Annotated in this window: 16 protein-coding genes and 1 pseudogene; 8 read left to right on the top strand and 9 right to left on the bottom strand. The window is 64.3% G+C overall.

Features of this window, described 5'->3' with window-relative positions; genetic code table 11:
- Positions 1-9 precede the first annotated feature (9 nt).
- Positions 10-855 (top strand): aldo/keto reductase, encoded by an 846-nt coding sequence (locus FJ954_RS04335; protein ID WP_140660540.1) that lies wholly within the window; start codon positions 10-12, stop codon positions 853-855.
- Here the strand turns inward: FJ954_RS04335 and mutS are convergent, their stop codons facing one another.
- Entirely contained in the window at positions 856-3588 is a 2733-nt protein-coding gene (gene mutS / locus FJ954_RS04340) for a DNA mismatch repair protein MutS (protein WP_140660541.1), read from the bottom strand.
- 136 nt (positions 3589-3724) lie between these two features.
- Here mutS and FJ954_RS04345 point away from each other — a divergent pair, with 136 nt between their 5' ends.
- Together FJ954_RS04345 and FJ954_RS04350 are read left to right on the top strand one after the other, a co-directional pair.
- The gene (locus tag FJ954_RS04345; RefSeq protein WP_246681018.1) at positions 3725-4942 is read left to right on the top strand and encodes a glycosyltransferase; all 1218 of its coding nucleotides are present in this window, start codon (positions 3725-3727) and stop codon (positions 4940-4942) included.
- Positions 4943-5074: 132 nt separating this feature from the next.
- Positions 5075-7354 carry an NADP-dependent malic enzyme gene (locus tag FJ954_RS04350; protein ID WP_140660542.1) on the top strand — a complete coding sequence of 760 codons (2280 nt, stop codon included), beginning with the start codon at positions 5075-5077 and terminating at the stop codon, positions 7352-7354.
- Between the two features lie 24 nt (positions 7355-7378).
- On the opposite strand, the gene FJ954_RS31445 is transcribed toward FJ954_RS04350, so the two are convergent.
- A complete protein-coding gene (locus tag FJ954_RS31445; protein ID WP_181166267.1) occupies positions 7379-7597 on the bottom strand; it encodes a hypothetical protein in 219 nt (72 codons plus the stop codon).
- A gap of 41 nt (positions 7598-7638) precedes the next feature.
- On the opposite strand from FJ954_RS31445, the pseudogene FJ954_RS04360 reads away from it, so the two are divergent.
- A pseudogene (locus FJ954_RS04360) lies at positions 7639-7818 on the top strand (arginase family protein); the annotation flags it as partial.
- Positions 7819-7831: 13 nt separating this feature from the next.
- On the opposite strand, the gene FJ954_RS04365 reads toward FJ954_RS04360, so the two are convergent.
- Positions 7832-8548 (bottom strand): antitoxin Xre/MbcA/ParS toxin-binding domain-containing protein, encoded by a 717-nt coding sequence (locus FJ954_RS04365; RefSeq protein WP_140660543.1) that lies wholly within the window; start codon positions 8546-8548, stop codon positions 7832-7834.
- Positions 8549-8820: 272 nt separating this feature from the next.
- Positions 8821-9813 (bottom strand): adenosine kinase, encoded by a 993-nt coding sequence (locus FJ954_RS04370; RefSeq protein ID WP_140660544.1) that lies wholly within the window; start codon positions 9811-9813, stop codon positions 8821-8823.
- Between the two features lie 199 nt (positions 9814-10012).
- Between FJ954_RS04370 and FJ954_RS04375 the strand changes: the two genes are divergently transcribed.
- Positions 10013-10915 (top strand): EamA family transporter, encoded by a 903-nt coding sequence (locus tag FJ954_RS04375; protein ID WP_140660545.1) that lies wholly within the window; start codon positions 10013-10015, stop codon positions 10913-10915.
- 120 nt (positions 10916-11035) lie between these two features.
- A complete protein-coding gene (locus tag FJ954_RS04380) occupies positions 11036-11746 on the top strand; it encodes a sulfate transporter family protein (protein ID WP_140660546.1) in 711 nt (236 codons plus the stop codon).
- A 6-nt stretch (positions 11747-11752) separates the two neighbouring features.
- On the opposite strand, the gene FJ954_RS04385 is transcribed toward FJ954_RS04380, so the two are convergent.
- From FJ954_RS04385 to FJ954_RS04405, 5 genes are all read right to left on the bottom strand, one after another.
- Positions 11753-12751: a proline racemase family protein gene (locus tag FJ954_RS04385; protein ID WP_140660547.1), complete on the bottom strand. Its 999-nt coding sequence runs from the start codon at positions 12749-12751 to the stop codon at positions 11753-11755.
- Positions 12752-12766: 15 nt separating this feature from the next.
- Positions 12767-13570, bottom strand: a complete 804-nt coding sequence (locus tag FJ954_RS04390; RefSeq protein ID WP_015314158.1) for an oxaloacetate decarboxylase — start codon at positions 13568-13570, stop codon at positions 12767-12769.
- Between the two features lie 341 nt (positions 13571-13911).
- Entirely contained in the window at positions 13912-14583 is a 672-nt protein-coding gene (locus tag FJ954_RS04395; RefSeq protein ID WP_140660548.1) for an HAD family phosphatase, read from the bottom strand.
- A 54-nt stretch (positions 14584-14637) separates the two neighbouring features.
- Positions 14638-15123 carry a dUTP diphosphatase gene (gene dut, locus FJ954_RS04400; RefSeq protein ID WP_140614889.1) on the bottom strand — a complete coding sequence of 162 codons (486 nt, stop codon included), beginning with the start codon at positions 15121-15123 and terminating at the stop codon, positions 14638-14640.
- Between the two features lie 85 nt (positions 15124-15208).
- The gene (locus tag FJ954_RS04405) at positions 15209-15679 is read right to left on the bottom strand and encodes an Lrp/AsnC family transcriptional regulator (protein ID WP_140660549.1); all 471 of its coding nucleotides are present in this window, start codon (positions 15677-15679) and stop codon (positions 15209-15211) included.
- Positions 15680-15792: 113 nt separating this feature from the next.
- Between FJ954_RS04405 and FJ954_RS04410 the strand changes: the two genes are divergently transcribed.
- Both FJ954_RS04410 and FJ954_RS04415 read left to right on the top strand, forming a co-directional pair.
- Positions 15793-16041 carry a DUF6356 family protein gene (locus FJ954_RS04410; RefSeq protein WP_140660550.1) on the top strand — a complete coding sequence of 83 codons (249 nt, stop codon included), beginning with the start codon at positions 15793-15795 and terminating at the stop codon, positions 16039-16041.
- 15 nt (positions 16042-16056) lie between these two features.
- Complete coding sequence (locus FJ954_RS04415; RefSeq protein WP_140660551.1) at positions 16057-16857, top strand: class II glutamine amidotransferase; 801 nt, start codon at positions 16057-16059, stop codon at positions 16855-16857.
- Positions 16858-17170 lie beyond the last annotated feature (313 nt).

The following is a 17170-nucleotide window of genomic DNA, read 5'->3' on the forward strand; positions in this document are numbered from 1 at the left end:
GGAGCCCCCATGCCCACGACGACAAGAACCACCAAGCTGCCTTCGGGCGAAGCCGTCCAGGTGCTGGGACAGGGCACCTGGAAAATGGGCGAGGATGCCCGCCGTCGAGCCGGGGAGGTCAATGCCTTGAAGCTTGGGCTGGACCTCGGCATGACGCTGATCGACACCGCCGAAATGTATGCCAGCGGCGGCGCCGAGGAGGTGGTGGCCGAAGCCATCGCCGGCCGGCGCGAAGAACTCTTTCTCGTCTCCAAGGTGCTGCCGTCCAATGCTTCGCGCACCGGCGTGCCGGCGGCTTGCGAGAAAAGCCTGAAGCGCTTGCGCACCGACCGCATCGATCTTTATCTTCTGCACTGGCGGGGCAGCGTGCCTTTGGCCGAGACCGTCGACGCTTTCGAGGCTCTGAAGAAGGCCGGCAAGATCCGCCACTGGGGCGTCAGCAATTTCGATACCGATGAAATGGAAGAGCTCACCGGTTTGCGCTCGGGCGGCAATGTCCAGACCAATCAGGTGCTCTACAATCTGTCGCGGCGCGGCCCCGAATTCGACCTTGCACCATGGAGTCGCCAGCGCGGCATTCCTCTGATGGCCTATTCGCCGGTCGAGCAGGGCGCGTTGGCGCGCAATGCCAGGCTGGAGGCCATCGCCACCCGTCACAATGCGACCCCTGCGCAAATCGCCTTGGCCTGGGTGATGCATCAGGACGGCGTTATCGCCATTCCCAAGGCCAGCAGCCAGGAGCACGTCCGCCAGAATGTGGCGGCGCTCGACATAAAGCTTACGGCCGATGACCTCGCCGATCTCGACCGTGCATTCCCCCCACCGACGCGCAAGCGCGGACTGGAAATGATCTGACTATTTCTCCGCCAGCCCCTTCAGCCGGTAAAGCGCCTCCAGCGCTTCCTTGGGGGTCATCTCGTCGGGATTGATCTCACCGAGTGCCGCGCCCACAGCGTCGCTCTTCACCAGCTTTGGCGCTTCCCGCTTCATCGCCACCGAAAACAGCGGCAGGTCATCGACCAGCCGGTTGGTCTTGCCGGAGACCTCGCCTTCCTCCAATTGGTGCAGCACCGCCTTGGCGCGGTCGACCACCGCTTCCGGCAGGCCCGCAAGGCGGGCTACCTGGACGCCGTAGGAGCGGTCGGCGGCACCCTTGCCGACCTCGTGCAGGAAAACGACGTCGCCCTCCCACTCCTTGACCCGCATGGTGACATTGGAAAGCCGCGCCAGCTTGCCGGCGAGCGACGTCATTTCGTGGAAGTGGGTGGCGAAGATCGCCCGGCAGCGATTCTTCTCGTGCAGATACTCCACCGCCGCCCAGGCAATCGACAGCCCGTCGAAGGTGGCGGTGCCGCGGCCGATCTCGTCGAGGATCACCAGCGCCCGTTCGCCGGCCTGGTTGAGGATCGCCGCCGTCTCCACCATCTCGACCATGAAGGTCGAGCGGCCGCGCGCCAGGTCGTCCGAGGCGCCGACGCGTGAGAACAGCCGGTCGACGACGCCGATATGGGCCGATGTCGCCGGCACGAAGGAGCCGGTTTGGGCCAGGATCGCGATCAGCGCGTTCTGCCGCAGGAACGTCGACTTGCCACCCATGTTGGGGCCGGTCAGCAGCCAGATCGCGCCGTTCTTGGCATTGCCCTCCGGCGAGAGGTCGCAATCGTTGGCGACGAATGGGCCTTCGCCCGAACGGCGCAGCGCCTGTTCGACCACCGGATGCCGCCCGCCTGAAATCTCGAAGGCAAGGCTGGAATCCACCACCGGCCGGCACCAGGCCTCGCTTTCCGACAGAAGCGCAAGCGCTGCCGACACGTCGAGCACGGCGAGCGCGTCGGCGCCGGCGCGGATCGCCTCGGCCGCGTCGACCGCTTCCGCCGTCAGCGCATCGAAGGCGGCCAGTTCGATGCTCAGTGCCCGGTCGGCGGCATTGGCGATCTTGGTCTCGAGCTCGGCGAGTTCGGTCGTGGTGAAACGCATGGCGTTGGCCATAGTCTGGCGGTGAATAAAGCGCGCCTTGGCGCCATCGCTGCCAGTCATGACGGCGTGATGATTGGCCGTCACCTCGATGTAGTAACCCAGCACATTGTTGTGCCGGATCTTCAGGGAGCGGATGCCGGTTTCCTCGATCAGCGAGCGCTCCAGTCCGGCAATCACTTTTCGCGACTCGTCGCGCAACGCCCGCATCTCGTCGAGGTCCGGGTGGTAGCCGCCGCGAACGAAGCCGCCGTCGCGTTTGAGCAGCGGCAGCTCGTCGCCGAGCGCCTGGGTGAGATGTTGGGCAAGCGCCTTGGGCAGCGCCTTGATCGCGGCCATCGCGCCGGCCAACTCCTGGGGCAGGGCGATCGCGGCAAAGGTTCCGGCGATGGCACCGGCCGCCTCGAAACCAGCGCGAAGCGCGCCGAGATCGCGTGGCCCGCCCCGGTTGAGCGCCAGCCTGGACAGGGCGCGCGGCATGTCGGCGACGCTCTTCAGGCTCATCCGCACGGCCTGGCAAAGCCTGACCTCGGAGCGGAAGAACGAGACGGAGTCCAGCCGCGCGCCGATGGCCGCCGGGTCGGTCAGCGGCGCCATCAGCCGGTCGGCGAGCAACCTCGCGCCGCCACCGGTCACCGTGCGGTCGATCGCCTTGAACAGCGAACCCTCGCGGCTGCCGGACAGCGTACGCAACAGTTCGAGATTGCCGCGCGTCGCCGGATCGATGAACAGGGTCGAACCCTGCTCCTCGCGCTCGGGCCGCGACAGCGGCGGCCGCTCGGCCTTTTGCGTTTTCTCGACGTAGGCGATGGCGCCCGAGATCGCCGACAATTCGGCGCGCGAAAACGTGCCGAAACTGTCCGGTGTCGCCACCTCGAAGAAACGCGCAATCCGCCCCGTGGCCGAGGCCGAATCGAACAGGCTCGGCGGCTGTGGGCTGGCGACACGGCCGAGCACGTCGAACACCGGCTTCAGGTCGGGATCATGGAACACCGGCTCGGCGACGATGAGTTCGCGCGGATCGACACGGAAGGTGTCGGCCAGCAGCCGGTCGGCGGTGGTCTCGGCGACGCGGAAAGCACCAGTCGAGATGTCGATCCAGGCAATTGCAAAGCTGTGCTCGCTGCCGCCCTTCACCCGACCCAACGCCATCAGATAACTCGATTCCGACGGCGCCAGCAGTTTGTCCTCGGTGATGGTTCCCGGCGTCACCAGCCGCACCACGTCGCGGCGCACGACCGATTTGGAGCCGCGCTTCTTGGCCTCGGCCGGATCCTCGATCTGCTCGCAGACGGCAACGCGGAAGCCCTGGCTGATCAGCTTCTGCAAATAGTCGTCGGCCGCATGCACCGGCACGCCGCACATTGGAATGTCGTGGCCCTGATGCTTGCCGCGTTTGGTGAGCACGATGCCCAGCGCCCGGCTCGCCTTCTCGGCATCGTCGAAGAACAGCTCGTAGAAATCGCCCATGCGGTAGAACAGCAACGAATCCGGGTTAGCCGCCTTGATCTCGATGAACTGCTCCATCATCGGCGTGACGGCGGCAACGCCGGGCTGCGGCGGCGTCATCGCCTCGGGGGCGGCGTCGGGCTCGTTTGGGCTGTGCATGTTCATGGCGCGGCACGCTAGCAGATGTGATGGCGGGGTTTAATGCCAGGCCATCGAAAAGCAGGGGAAGACCGCGAGCCGTCTTCATGGAACGGCTGTTCAGCTGCATTGCCCGACGCGGCGATCGCGAATATCTGTCATCTTGGGCAATAATGGCGGGGACGTCATGGACAAAGACGGGCACGAAACGTTCGAGGAGATGGTGGGACCGATCGACTCGGCGCTCGAGCGCTTCTGGCTCATGACAGCTCGGCACGCCAGCCAACGGTTGGGCAGGCTTAAGTTTGTAGCAGCCAAGCGCCTTCCTTTCGCGCTGCCGCTCAGCGGTCCGTTGTCCCACCTGGATAGCGGCATTAGGCTTGCAGCTTACGTGCTCAGCCACGATCCGCTGCTGATCTACACGCCGATCGGCGGCGAGCGCCCCCTCAACTCAGTGGTGGCAATCGGTCGTCGCCTGGCCTCGCGCCGCGCCGTGTTCCTGCTGATGCCGAGTTGGACGCTTGAGCGGCCCCATGTCGTCGCGAAGCTTGGCAGGGATCTCGCCTGGTACCGTGAGAGCTTCTCGCTTCACGAACTGATTTTTCTTTGCAACACGCAAGAGGAGCGTCGTCTGGTCACTGCTGCCGGAGGAACCGCGATCTTCTCGAACCACAATCTGATGGTCAGCGAGGACATATTTCGACCACTGCCGGACATTTCTGTCGAGTTTGATGCGGTCTATAACGGCCGCATTTCGCACACCAAGCGCCACCACCTCGCCTTCGATATCGAAAGGCTCGCCCACATTACCTTTTCGATCGGCGAGCTGCCGCGGGCCGGCGACCGTGCCTTCATCCGTCGCTTGCAGGCGCAATCGCCGCTGCATCGTATCGCCAACCCGATCGTCAATGGCCTGACTGGCTGGCTGGCGCCGCAGGAGGTCAACCGCGTCTACAACCAGGCCGCGGTTGGGCTCTGTCTGTCGGCGGCGGAAGGGGCGATGTGCTCCAGCATGGAATATCTGATGGCGGGGTTGCCGGTGGTGAGCACGCCCAGTCTTGGCGGCCGGGACGTCTTTTTCGATCCGGACTATTGCATCATCGCCGAGCCCGATCCGGCGGCGATCCGGCGCGCGGTCGAGACGTTGCGCGACCGCGCCATTCCCCGCGATGAGATTCGCAACCGCACGCTGGCCAAGGTGCGGGCTCAACGGGAGGAACTCACAGTGTTCCTGTCCGACCTGTTGAAGAGGATGGGAAGCAGCCAACCGCCGCTGACGCAATGGCCGTTTCCCGGAACCAGGACGCTGCGGCGCTGGGCAACGGCCCGCCAGCATGCGGATGAAATCACGACATTGGGAACGGCGCGGAAAGGCTTCTGACCGGCCGTATCCGCTTTGAAGCAGCCTTGCCCAGCTTCGTGGTTTACACGCGGCGGCCCGTGGTCTTAATTCGCAAGCACACAGGTACCCGCTTCAAGGAGGTGCCGCACCGGCGAGGAAATCAAAAGCACCATGGCCAGGAAAACCGAGAACAACGGTCCGTCCGTCAGCGCGCAGGAAGCGCTCGAATTCCACGCCATGGGCCGGCCCGGCAAGCTGGAGATCGTCGCCACCAAGCCGATGACGACGCAGCGCGATCTCAGCCTCGCCTATTCGCCAGGCGTGGCAGTGCCCGTGCGCGCCATCGCCGAGGACCCATCCAGGGCCTTCGATTACACGACGCGCGGCAACATGGTCGCCGTCATCTCAAACGGCACCGCCATTCTTGGCCTCGGCAATCTCGGCGCGCTGGCCTCCAAGCCGGTGATGGAAGGCAAGGCGGTGCTGTTCAAGCGCTTCGCCGATGTCGATTCCATCGACCTCGAGGTCGACACCGAGGATGCCGACGAGTTCATCAACTGCGTGCGCTTCCTCGGTCCGTCCTTCGGCGGCATCAACCTGGAGGACATCAAGGCGCCGGAGTGCTTCATCATCGAACAGCGCCTGCGCGAACTGATGGACATTCCGGTCTTCCATGACGACCAGCACGGCACCGCCATCATCTCGGCCGCCGGTCTGATCAACGCGCTGGAAATAACCGGCCGCGACATGAAGACCACGAAGCTGGTCTGCAACGGTGCGGGCGCGGCCGGCATCGCCTGTATCGAGCTGATGAAGGCGATGGGTTTTTCGCCAGAAAACATCATCTTATGCGACACCAAGGGGGTTGTCTTCCAGGGCCGCACCGAGGGCATGAACCAGTGGAAATCGGCGCATGCGGTGAAGACGGAGGCGCGTTCCCTGGCCGAAGCGCTGGACGGCGCCGACGTCTTCCTCGGCCTTTCGGCCAAGGGGGCGCTGACCACCGCCATGGTGCAGTCGATGGCCAAGAACCCGATCATCTTCGCCATGGCTAACCCCGATCCCGAGATCACCCCGGAGGAAGTGGCCGAGATCCGCACCGACGCCATCATGGCCACCGGGCGGTCGGATTACGCCAACCAGGTCAACAACGTGCTCGGCTTTCCCTACATCTTCCGCGGTGCGCTGGATGTCAGGGCCACCACCATCAATGACGACATGAAGATCGCCGCCGCCCGCGCGCTGGCCGAACTGGCGCGCCAGGACGTGCCCGACGACGTCGCCGCGGCCTATCAGGGCAACCGGCCGAAATTCGGCCCCAACTACATCATCCCGGTGCCGTTCGATCCACGCCTGATCTCGGCCATCCCGATCGCCGTGGCCAAGGCTGCAATGGATTCTGGCGTCGCCCGCAAGCCGATCCTCGATCTCGACCGTTACGCGCAGGAGCTTTCCGCCCGCCGCGACCCGATCGCCTCGACGCTGCAGCGCATCTACGACCGCGTGCGCCGCCAGCCCAAGCGCATCGTCTTCGCCGAGGGCGAGGAGGAGCAGGTGATGCGCGCCGCCGTCTCCTACGTGAATCAGCGGCTCGGCACCGCCATCCTGCTCGGTCGCGACGACGTCATCAAGGAGAACGCCAGGCACGCTGGCATCGACCTGAACAAGCAAGGCATCGAGATCATCAATGCGCGCCTGTCGCGCCGCAATTCGATCTACACCGACTATCTCTACGAGCGCATGCAGCGCAAAGGCTTCCTGTTCCGCGACTGCCAGCGGCTGATCAACAACGACCGCAACCATTTCGCCGCCTGCATGGTGGCGCTGGGTGATGCCGACGGCATCGTCACCGGCGTGACCCGCAACTATTCGACCGCGCTCGACGACATCAGGCGCGTCATCGATGCCAAGCCCGGCCACCGCGTCATCGGCGTCTCGATCGTGCTCGCGCGCGGCAAGACGGTGCTCGTCGCCGACACCGCCGTGCACGACATGCCCAACGCCGAGCAGATCGCCGACATCGCCGAGGAAGCGGCGGGCTTCGCCCGCCGCATGGGCTACGAGCCAAGGCTCGCCATGCTCGCCTATTCCACTTTCGGCCATCCGCAGGGCGAACGTTCCGAGCGCGTCCAGGAAGCCGTCCGCATCCTCGACAAACGCCGCGTCGATTTCGAGTATGACGGCGAGATGGCCGCCGACGTCGCGCTCAACGCCCGCGCCATGGCGCAATACCCGTTCATAAGGCTGACCGGTCCGGCCAACGTCCTGGTCATGCCGGCTTTCCACTCGGCCTCCATCTCGACCAAGATGCTGCAGGAACTCGGCGGCTCGACTGTGATCGGCCCGCTGCTGGTCGGGCTGAACAAGCCGGTGCAGATCGTGTCGCTGAACGCCAAGGACAGCGATATCGTCAACATGGCGGCGATCGCCGCCTATACGGCGGGGGCTTGAGGGGCTTCCCCCGTGTTGGACGCCTCACGCCAGCCGCATCACCTGCTTGTGGCTGGCGATCTCCGACAGCAGCCAATCCCGGAACAGCCTGACGCTGATTGAAATGCGGTTGCCCGGCTTCTGCCACAGGCAGTAGCTCTGTGGAATTGCGTGGCGGATCGTGAAGGGCGCGACCAGCTGGCCGCTGGCCAGCAGGTCCTCGACCATGATGTTGTCGGCCAGCGCCACGCCGCCGCCATTCACGGCCTCACGGACGGCAAGCGCCGGGTCGTGGAAGATCGGGCTCGCGTCTGACCTTCGACATCGATTGCCTCGACCCGGCCTATCTCCCGGCACGGGCACTCATTGTCGGCGCCGACGTTGTGGAGGTGGCGCCCGCCTATGACCACGCCGATGTCACGTCGCTTGCCGGGGCGGCGGTGCTGCAGCACTATCTCGGCCTGCTCGCGGAACGAAAGGGCTGACAGCGCGCCGACTTCACCCCGGCGCGAACGCCCGCGCCGCCTCCACGACTTCCTCCGCCTGGTCCTGCCGCAGCAGGTCGATGGGAATACGCCCATCAAGGTGCGCCGCTGGACGGGTCAGCCACAGCCATGCGAGTCTCGGATTGCCGATCAGCTCCAGCACGTCGCTTATGCCCGCGACCGGCCTGCCATCGACGAACTGCGCCAGCGGGAAGACGTGCTTGCGGCCACCCTTGCGCAGAGCGATGACGTCGCCGCGCCTCTGCCAGCGGTGCAGGGTGGAGCGGGCGATGCGCAGGTTCTCTTCCAGATAGGTCGAGCCGGCGACGCGTCCGGCCCAGTCCTCGATCAGCATCGATTCGAGGTCGTCGGACTGGGGGAGCGCGGCAACTGTTTCAGCCTCTGCCGACAGCGTCGTGGCGGTCATGGCGCCGGCTTCGCCGCGGCGTGCGGCTTCCGCCGCCAGCGCCCGCACGAATTTCTGGGCCAGGCCCGGAAGGTCGGCATGGATGGCGTCGATGGCGCGCTGGTGCTTGGGCGACAGCAAGGTGACGGCGGACGCTATAGAGCCGGCGATCTTGCCGACCGAGACCATTGTGGGGCCGTTGATGGCTTCGTCATAGTGGGCAAGCGCACGCTCGACCCTTTCCGCCACCATGTCGGCGAAATCGTCCTGCGTGATGCCGGTTGTCTTGGTCTGAAATGTCGTCTTGGTCTGAAATCTTGTCATGCATCTGTTTTCTGGGCCGCGCGCTCTCCTCCCTTGGCCGCGGCCGGTTGTTGAACGGTTACGGCGGAAAGTGGAAAGTGCGACGGCAACGGATGCAGCGACCCGACAGGTTGCTGTCCTGCATTGCTTCACACCCCGATTAGCATGTCGAAATGTCAGTCACGGCACGCTCGCATTTGCGTGTAGGAGCGGTATGTGACAACTGCGCGACGATGAGAAGCTGTCCGCGCTTGCCTCCTTTCCCCAACAGCGAGCGAAGAGAAAGGGCGTTGTTACAGCAACCCCGCCTGCTCGGCCTCTTTGCGCAGGTTCTGCCTTGGCCTGGGGCCGATCTGCTGGATCACCAATCCGGCCGCCAGTGAGCCAAGATCGCCGCAGGTCTGGAGGTCGCGTCCTTGTGTGTAGCCATGCAGGAAACCGGCGGCGTAGAGATCGCCGGCGCCCGTCGTGTCGACCAGTTCCTTGATGGCGGTCGCCTGGATGATCACGGTCTCGTCGCCACGCACGATAACCGAGCCCTTTTCGGAGCGGGTAACCGCCGCGAGCTTGCAATCCTTGCGGATCCGCGCCAGCGCTTCCTCGAACGATGACGTCTGGTAAAGCGACTTGATCTCGTGGCTGTTGGCAAAAACGATATCGACCGTGCCCGAACGCATCAGGTCTAGGAACTCGTCGCGGTAACGGTCGACGCAGAACGAATCCGACAAGGTCATCGATACTTCGCGGCCGGCCGCGTGCGCCAGTTTCGCCGTCTGCCGGATGGCTTCCTTGGCGCGCGGCGGGTCCCACAGATAACCCTCGAAATAGGTCACCTTGGCGCCGGACGCCTTGTCGGCTTCGACATCTTCCGGCCCGAGTTCGACGCAGGCGCCGAGATAGGTGTTCATCGAACGCTCGCCATCGGGCGTGACGAAGATCATCGAGCGCGCCGTCGGCGGCTCGCCCTCGAGCGGCTTGGTGTCGAAGGCGACACCCTGCGCGTGGATGTCGTGCGCGTAGATTTCGCCCAGCGCATCGCTGGAGACCTTGCCGAAGAAGGCGGCGCGTCCGCCAAACGAGGCAACACCGGCCGCCGTGTTGCCGGCGCTGCCGCCGGAGGCCTCGATAGCCGGGCCCATGCGGCTGTAGAGCAATTCGGCGCGCTGCGTGTCGATGAGATTCATCGCGCCCTTGATGATGCCGTTGGTTTCGAGGAATTCCTCCTCGCACTGGGCGATGATGTCGACAATCGCATTGCCGATGCAAAGCACGTCATAATCCGGCATCAATGTCTCCGCCAAAAACCCGGGCCGGCTTCTTGCCATGCCCGCGCGGGTCTACAGCATGACCCTGAAAACTGGCAACCGATTTTCTGTCCTTGCCGCGCCAGCCAGGCGCTACGACAATTCAACCGTGGCCGAAACATTTCGTCGCTATGTCGCCTACATCTGCACCTGTTCAATCACGGTCCGAAGGCGCGAGCCCATGCCTGCCAAAAGCAACACGACCATCGACCTGGCATTGCTCGGCGTGCTGGCGGTGCTTTGGGGAGCCTCCTATACCTTCATCAAGATCGGCGTAGAGACCATCCCGCCCATCACCTTCATCGCGGCCCGCACCCTGATCGCCGGCGCCATCCTGTTCGCCATTATCCGCTGGCGCGGGCTTGCCATGCCGGGCGATGCGGCAAGCTGGCGCCGCTTCGCCTTCCAGGCCTGCCTCAACAGCGTCGTCCCGTTCACGCTGATCGCCGCGGCCGAGCGTTCGGTCGACGCCGGCCTTGCTACCATCCTCAACGCCACCTCGCCGATCTTCACCTTCCTGCTGACGGCGGTTATCACCCGTCATGAGCCGGTGACCGTGCGCAAGCTGGTCGGCGTTGGCGCCGGCATCGCCGGCATCTGCCTCATCGTCGGCACGCAGGCGCTTGGCGGCATCGGCCACCAGCTCTGGGCACAGATCGCCATCGTCGCGGCAACCGTGTGCTATGCGGGCGCCGCCATTTTCGGCCGAGGCTTCAAGGGCCTCGATCCGATGCTTCCCGCCGCCGGTTCGATGCTGTGCGGCGCTGTCATGCTGGGACCGCTCAGCCTGGCGGTCGACCAGCCATGGACGCTGGCGCCTTCGACGGCTTCCATCCTTGCCCTGCTCGGCCTGTCCGTGTTTTCGACGGCACTGGCTTTCGTCATCTATTTCCGCCTGATCCACACGCTGGGTTCGGTCGGCACCACGTCTCAGGCCTATCTGCGGGTGCCGATCGGCGTCGGCATCGGCGCCGTCTTCCTCGGCGAAAGCCTGGGGCCCACGGCCTGGCTCGGCATGGGGTTTGTCGTCGCCGGCGTGGCGGCCATGACCATACCGGTTCATAAGCCGGGCTTAGCCCGATAGGCAGATCTGGGGAACATACGAAGGCAAGCAACGGCCCGCGCTTGTGCTCGCGGGCCGCACCGCCTATCTCGGAGGCGTCCTGCCTTGTGGCTGTGTCCGCTGACCTGGGGGTGAAGCACGGTGATTTTCGACGCTGCCCGCACCGCGGCCCTTGAGCTGCTCTCGCCTCCGTTTCGCGCCGTGTTCATCAAGACGCTCGGCCTGACCCTGCTGGCGTTGGTCGCCCTGTGGTTCGGCTTGACCAGCCTTGTCGAATGGCTTGCCCTGCCGTGGCTGCACACATTGTTGCCCGGCATGCCGTCCTGGGCCGGCTGGTTGGGCGGCATCGTCGCGGCCATCGCGCTGGCCTTCGGCATGGCGCTTCTGATCGCGCCAGTCACGGCGGTAATCGCCGGCCTGTTCCTCGACGATGTGGCCGAAGTGGTCGAGCGCACCGATTATCCCGGCGACCCAGCCGGACGCGCCATGCCGGTATTGCGCTCGCTGGTGCCGGCGATAAAATTCTTCGGCATCGTCATCCTGGGCAACATCGTCGCCTTGCTGCTTCTGCTGGTGCCGGGTATCAACATCGCCGCCTTCTTCATCGTCAACGGCTATTTGCTCGGACGCGAATTCTTCGAATTCGCCGCCATGCGCTTTCGCGGGGAAGAAGAGGCCCGGGCCCTGCGCAGGCAGTATGCCGGTACGGTGTTTCTCTCCGGGCTGGTTGTCGCGGCCTTCCTCGCCGTGCCGCTGCTCAACCTGCTGACGCCGCTCTTCGCCGCCGCCATGATGGTGCATCTGCACAAGGCGATCTCGGCGCGGGAAGTCGCACGCGCGTCGCGGCGCTAGATCTCTTCAGCGTAGCAGAAATCCCCGCCCCAACTCGTCGTCCGGCTCGACAATGAATTCGGCTCGTCCGGAATAATAGGCACGGCCGCCGACGCGGGCGACGATCGCTTCATGCGGGCCGGCTCGCGCTGCTCGCGCCACCGCCCCGGAAAAGCGCGAGCCGGCGATGCTCTCGAACGTTCGCGTCTGCCCGACGGCGATCTCGCCCTTGGCATGCATGGCCGCCAGCCGGGCGGTGACTCCGGAACCGGTCGGCGAGCGGTCGACCTCCGCCTCGGCGAAGACGCAGACATTCCTGGTGGCCTCTCCGGAAAAGGCGTCCTTTCCATCGGTCAGGATGGTGCCATAGAGGAAGGCGAGGTCATCATGATCGGGATGCGACAGCGGAAACTCGGCCTTCAGCCGGTTCGTCAGCGTGGTTGCCGCATCGACGAAATCGCGCACGCGGTCGCGGCCGAACTCCAAGCCGAATTGATGACAGTCGGCCAGCGCGTAAAAGGCGCCACCATAGGCGATGTCGAAACCGATCTTGCCATAGCCTGTCAGCTCGATCTGTCGATCGCCGGCGAACAGGAACGCCGGCACGCTCTCGAACGACACCGCGCCGGCCTTGCCATCGCTGACCGCGACCGAGGCGACGACCAGGCCGCACGGCGCCTCGATGTTCACGGTGGTGAACGGCTCCTGCTTCGCCACCAGCCCCTGATCGACGGCGTAGCGGCCGAGCGCGACGATGGCGTGGCCGCACATGGTCGAATAGCCCTCATTGTGCATGAACAGCACCGCGAGGTCGGCGCCGGGCAAATCGGGCTCGACCAGCAAAGCGCCATACATGTCATAGTGGCCGCGCGGCTCGAAGATCAGCAACTTGCGCAAATGGTCGAGATGGTCCCGCACATAGGCGCGCTTCTCCAGGATGGTGCCCTTGGGGATAGCGGGATAACCGCTCGTGACGATCCGTAGTGGCTCGCCACCCGTATGCATGTCGACGACGGTAAGGTTCATGCGGCCGAACCCATCCTAACCCTGGGATTTGCCGAACAGCGCCTGCAGCTTGCCGAACGGCATGGCGGCGCGGGTGAAGCCGAACGTGCCGTCCTGCTGGATCTCGCGCGCCGCCGTCTCCAGCATGCCGTAAGCGAAATTGGTCAGCCATGGCCCAAGCGAAATCCGCTTGGCACCGGCCATGGCGAGGTCGGCGATGGTGAAGCCGGGCCTCGCCATGACATTGACCGGCTTGCCGACCGCAGAGCACAACGTGCGCACCATCTCGACATCGCCGATACCAGGTGCATAGAGCACGTCGGCGCCGGCCTTTTCGAAAGCCTGCAGCCGCTTGATCGTGTCGTCGAGGTCCGACTTGCCCCAGAGGAAATTCTCGGCCCGCGCCGTGAAGACAAAGTCGCGCTTCAGCGCCCGCGCCGCCTCCACCGCTGCGGCGACGCGCTCTACCGCGTGCGAAAACTCGTAAATGGGCTTTTCAGGATCGCCGGTGTGGTCCTCGATCGAGCAGCCGGCAAGCCCGGCCGCTTCCGCCGCGAAAATGGTTTCGGCGGCCTGCTCGGCGCTGTCCCCCTTGCCCTTCTCGAGATCGGCCGAGACCGGCAGGTCGGTCGCGCCCGTCACCTCGCGGCAATGATGGATCATCTGGTCGAAGGTCACGGCCCCATCCGGCAGGCCGCGCGAAAAGGCAAAGCCGGCGCTGGTGGTGGCCAGTGCCTTGAAGCCGAAGGATCCGAGCAGCTTCGTCGTGCCCGGATCCCAGGGATTGGGCATGACGAAGGTCGAGGCATGCAGGTCGCGAAAAATCTTGCCCTTGTCCATGAAGGCTCCCCCATAACGAGTATTGGGGCGGATGCTACCGCGCTGTTTGCGGCCGGGCAAACGAATGCGGTTGGTTCAGAAGCGTTTCTCGTTCTCTGCTGCCAATTTCTCGAAAGCGTCGATGTGGCGCATCTCGACAGGCACGGAGGTGGCATCCTTGTGACGGGCAGCGCGCTGCCGAGGTCAGGGAAGCTGACGGCTTGTGCAGAGGCCGCCATCCCCAAAAGCCGCAGCAGCACCCCAGGTGAGGATGAAGCGAAGCAGGTACGTTGGCATGGCGGCGCCCCATTGTCGGGCGCGCGGAAGGTAGCACAGCGCTTCGTGGCGTCCAGTGCAGCGGATCAGTGGATCGGCACCAGCCCGGCGAGTTCGCGCATGTCGTCGAACAGGATGCCGCCGGCCTGGATCAAGCCGTCGCGGTCGGAATAGGGGTCGCCATGATAGGAGAACACCCGCATGCCGGCGGCGATGCCAGCCTGCGTGCCGGCGACGCTGTCTTCGATGACGATGCAGTCGGCGGGCGCGAAGCCCATGGTTCTGGCCGCATGCAGGAACAGGTCGGGGAACGGCTTGCCGCGCGACACCATGGTGGCGCTGAACATGGCATGTTCGAACAGCGGCAACAGACCGGTCTGGCCAAGCGTTATGTGCATCTTGGAGATCCTGGCCGAGGTGGCGACGCAATAAGCGATGCCGGCCGCGCGGACCGCCTCGATGAACTCCCGGACATGAGGGATCGCCTCGACACCGTGAGCGAACAGATCCGGCAGGCCGGCATTCCAGCGCTCGACGAAATCGGCGCCGAGCCTGACGCTGGTCGTCTCTTCGATCTCCTTCTGCACCGAGACCATGCTGCGGCCGGAGAAGTTCTTGCGGCAATATTCGAAGGTCGTTGGAAAACCGGCGTCGCTCAGCCATTCGGCCAGGCGCCGGTTGGCGAGGTTCTCGGTATCGACCAGGATCCCGTCGCAGTCGAAGATGACGAGCTTTGGCAGGGGGCGTGTTTCAATCATGTTGGATCAGTCTGCCCGGCAAAACGGTTCACTGTGCCGAAACACAGCCAGGCATCAGGCGGTGCCGGTCGATCCGAATCCGCCCGAGCCACGCGCCGTGCCGCCGGCCAGCGAACGCTCTTCAACCGCCACCTGCGTCACCGCGGCGAAAACGATCTGGGCAATGCGCATCCCGCGCGTCACCGCGAAATCCTCGTCGCCGAGATTGACCAGCAGCACCTTCACCTCGCCGCGATAATCGCTGTCGACCGTGCCCGGTGAATTGAGGACGGTAAGGCCGTGTTTGAAGGCAAGGCCCGAGCGGGGCCGCACCTGGCCTTCCATGCCTTCGGGAATTTCCAGGATCAGCCCCGTCGCTACCAAGGCGCGCTTGCCCGGCAGGATCAGAAGCGGCCGGTCTTCAGGCACCGCCGCGCGCAAATCCATGCCGGCGGCGCCGGCGCTTTCATAGGCGGGAAGCGGAAGTCCCTCGCCATGCGGCAACCTGACGAAGCCGACGGTGAGACCGATGACGGAAGGTGTTTGAAGGGCTGCGCGCATAAAATCGATCCTATCGGCGCGAATGTCGATTCGGTCAACTCGACCGCGGCGCTATCAACGGCTTTCTTTCAGGCATTACTGTGGCCTAGCGGAGTTCCATAGGAACCACCGTCGTCTCCTTGATCTCCTCCATGACGAAGGAGGCGGAGACATCGGATAAAGCCACCTTGGCGATGAGCCGCTGGTAGAGCCGGTCATAGGCTTTCACGTCGGCGACGCGGGCGCGCAGCACATAGTCGAGATCACCGGACATCCGGTAGACCCCGATGATCTCGGAAAGACCGGTCACCGCCGCCCGGAATTTCTGCAGCCAGTCGGGGTCGTGATTGGATGTGCGGATCAGGATGAACACCGAAAGGCCCAGCCCGAGCTTCTCGGCATCGACCAGCGCCACGCGGCCGGTGATGACGCCATCTTCCTCCAGCCGCTTGACGCGACGCCAGCAGGCATTGCGCGACAAGGCCACCCGCTCCGACAGCTGGTCGACCGACAGCGTGCCGTCACGTTGCAATTCGGCGAGCAGTTTTCGATCAATTTCGTCGATGCCAAAGCTCATATGGGATATTTGTCCCATGGAATAGCAAAATACAAGATATTTTGGGACCAATGAACCCGTGAGGCGTGTCAGGATACTCATATCGAAACGAAAAGCGCTGAAGGGGAACCAGCATGTCGGTAGCAAGGATCTTCACCTCTCATCCGGCCAAGGTCGGCGAAACCTATTTCAGCCATATGGCCTTCGCCGCCTGGTTTTCCTCGCGCCTTCTGATGGCGGCGGGAGCAGCTTTTGTTCACGCTTTCTTGCCATTTCTCTTCGAGACTACCGCCAGCCGAATCATTCGCGAGCTCTACGAGCGGACGCACAACAGAGGCACGCACGCGATCAACGAGCCCGCTGCTCTTTCGGATCGCGCCTAGAGGAAGACAGAAGCGATGTGCCGGTGGGCGGCCTATCTCGGTGAAGCGGTCTTTCTCGAGGACATCCTAACGGCGCCCTGTCACTCGCTGATCGCCCAGAGCCATTGCGCCCAGGAAGCGAAGTCGCCCACCAATGGCGACGGCTTCGGCCTTGCCTGGTATGGCGAGAGGCCAGAACCCGGCCTCTACCGCGATATCCTGCCGGCCTGGTCCGATCCCAATCTGAAAAGCCTGTGCCGGCAGATCAAGTCCAGCCTGTTCCTCGCCCATGTCAGGGCCTCGACCGGCAGCGCCACCAGCCGCATGAACTGCCATCCGTTCATCTCAGAACGCTGGTCGTTCATGCATAACGGCCAGATCGGCGGTTTCGAAAAAATCCGCCGCGCGCTGGAGAACTCGCTGTCCGACGCCGTTTTCGACCAGCGCGAAGGCACCACCGATTCCGAACTCTTTTTTCTGCTCATGATCGACGAGGGCCTTTCGGCCGACCCGCAAGGCGCCGTCTCGCGCGCCACCAGCCGCGTGCTGGAAGCCTCGCGTCGTGCCGGTTTCGAGCCGGCGCTGAAACTGACCGCCGCCTTCTGCGACGGACAGGCATTGTATGCGGTGCGCTATGCCACCGATGGCCAGGCTCCGACGCTTTACACGTCCATTTTCCGCAAAGGGGCCGGCCGCTGCATCGTCTCCGAACCCTTCGATCGCGAGGGCGGCGACTGGCAGGCGATTCCGCCATCGAGCTTCGTCACCATGACCAGGGATGGCATCGACATACATCCATTCGCTCCGGTCGCGGCGAAACTGGCGCTGGTTGGATAGGCTTTCGCCGCATTGAGTAACGTCGCGGGACAGCGCCCCACTCTGTCCTGCCGGACATCTCCCCCATAAGGGTCCGACAAGGGGGAGATCGGATGCCTCAATGGCTTTCGCCAATCCCCAGCGTTGCAGGACAGAGCGAAGCGCCGAAAACTGCCAATCTCCCCACCCGTGGGGGAGATTGGCAGGACAAAGGGGGCGCCGTAGAGTGACGACCTCAATCATGGCGTGCAGCGTGATGATCGGCTTGCAATGGTCGGCAAACGCTGGTCGGAGGCGCGGCTGCTCGGCATCGCCAGGGCGATGATGCCCTTGA

It is taken from the genome of Mesorhizobium sp. B2-3-15 (genome assembly GCF_006442875.1).
Classification (GTDB): domain Bacteria; phylum Pseudomonadota; class Alphaproteobacteria; order Rhizobiales; family Rhizobiaceae; genus Mesorhizobium; species Mesorhizobium australicum.

Bases quoted from the DNA above. Each gene is read 5' to 3' on its own strand.
- FJ954_RS04335 (WP_140660540.1), top strand. From the start codon at position 10: ATGCCCACGACGACAAGAACCACCAAGCTGCCTTCGGGCGAAGCCGTC.
- FJ954_RS04395 (WP_140660548.1), bottom strand. From the start codon at position 14,583: ATGATTGAAACACGCCCCCTGCCAAAGCTCGTCATCTTCGACTGCGAC.
- mutS (WP_140660541.1), bottom strand. From the start codon at position 3,588: ATGAACATGCACAGCCCAAACGAGCCCGACGCCGCCCCCGAGGCGATG.
- dut (WP_140614889.1), bottom strand. From the start codon at position 15,123: ATGCGCGCAGCCCTTCAAACACCTTCCGTCATCGGTCTCACCGTCGGC.
- FJ954_RS04385 (WP_140660547.1), bottom strand. From the start codon at position 12,751: ATGAACCTTACCGTCGTCGACATGCATACGGGTGGCGAGCCACTACGG.
- FJ954_RS04415 (WP_140660551.1), top strand. From the start codon at position 16,057: ATGTGCCGGTGGGCGGCCTATCTCGGTGAAGCGGTCTTTCTCGAGGAC.
- FJ954_RS04350 (WP_140660542.1), top strand. From the start codon at position 5,075: ATGGCCAGGAAAACCGAGAACAACGGTCCGTCCGTCAGCGCGCAGGAA.
- FJ954_RS04405 (WP_140660549.1), bottom strand. From the start codon at position 15,679: ATGAGCTTTGGCATCGACGAAATTGATCGAAAACTGCTCGCCGAATTG.
- FJ954_RS04390 (WP_015314158.1), bottom strand. From the start codon at position 13,570: ATGGACAAGGGCAAGATTTTTCGCGACCTGCATGCCTCGACCTTCGTC.
- FJ954_RS04365 (WP_140660543.1), bottom strand. From the start codon at position 8,548: ATGACAAGATTTCAGACCAAGACGACATTTCAGACCAAGACAACCGGC.
- FJ954_RS04410 (WP_140660550.1), top strand. From the start codon at position 15,793: ATGTCGGTAGCAAGGATCTTCACCTCTCATCCGGCCAAGGTCGGCGAA.
- FJ954_RS04375 (WP_140660545.1), top strand. From the start codon at position 10,013: ATGCCTGCCAAAAGCAACACGACCATCGACCTGGCATTGCTCGGCGTG.
- FJ954_RS04370 (WP_140660544.1), bottom strand. From the start codon at position 9,813: ATGCCGGATTATGACGTGCTTTGCATCGGCAATGCGATTGTCGACATC.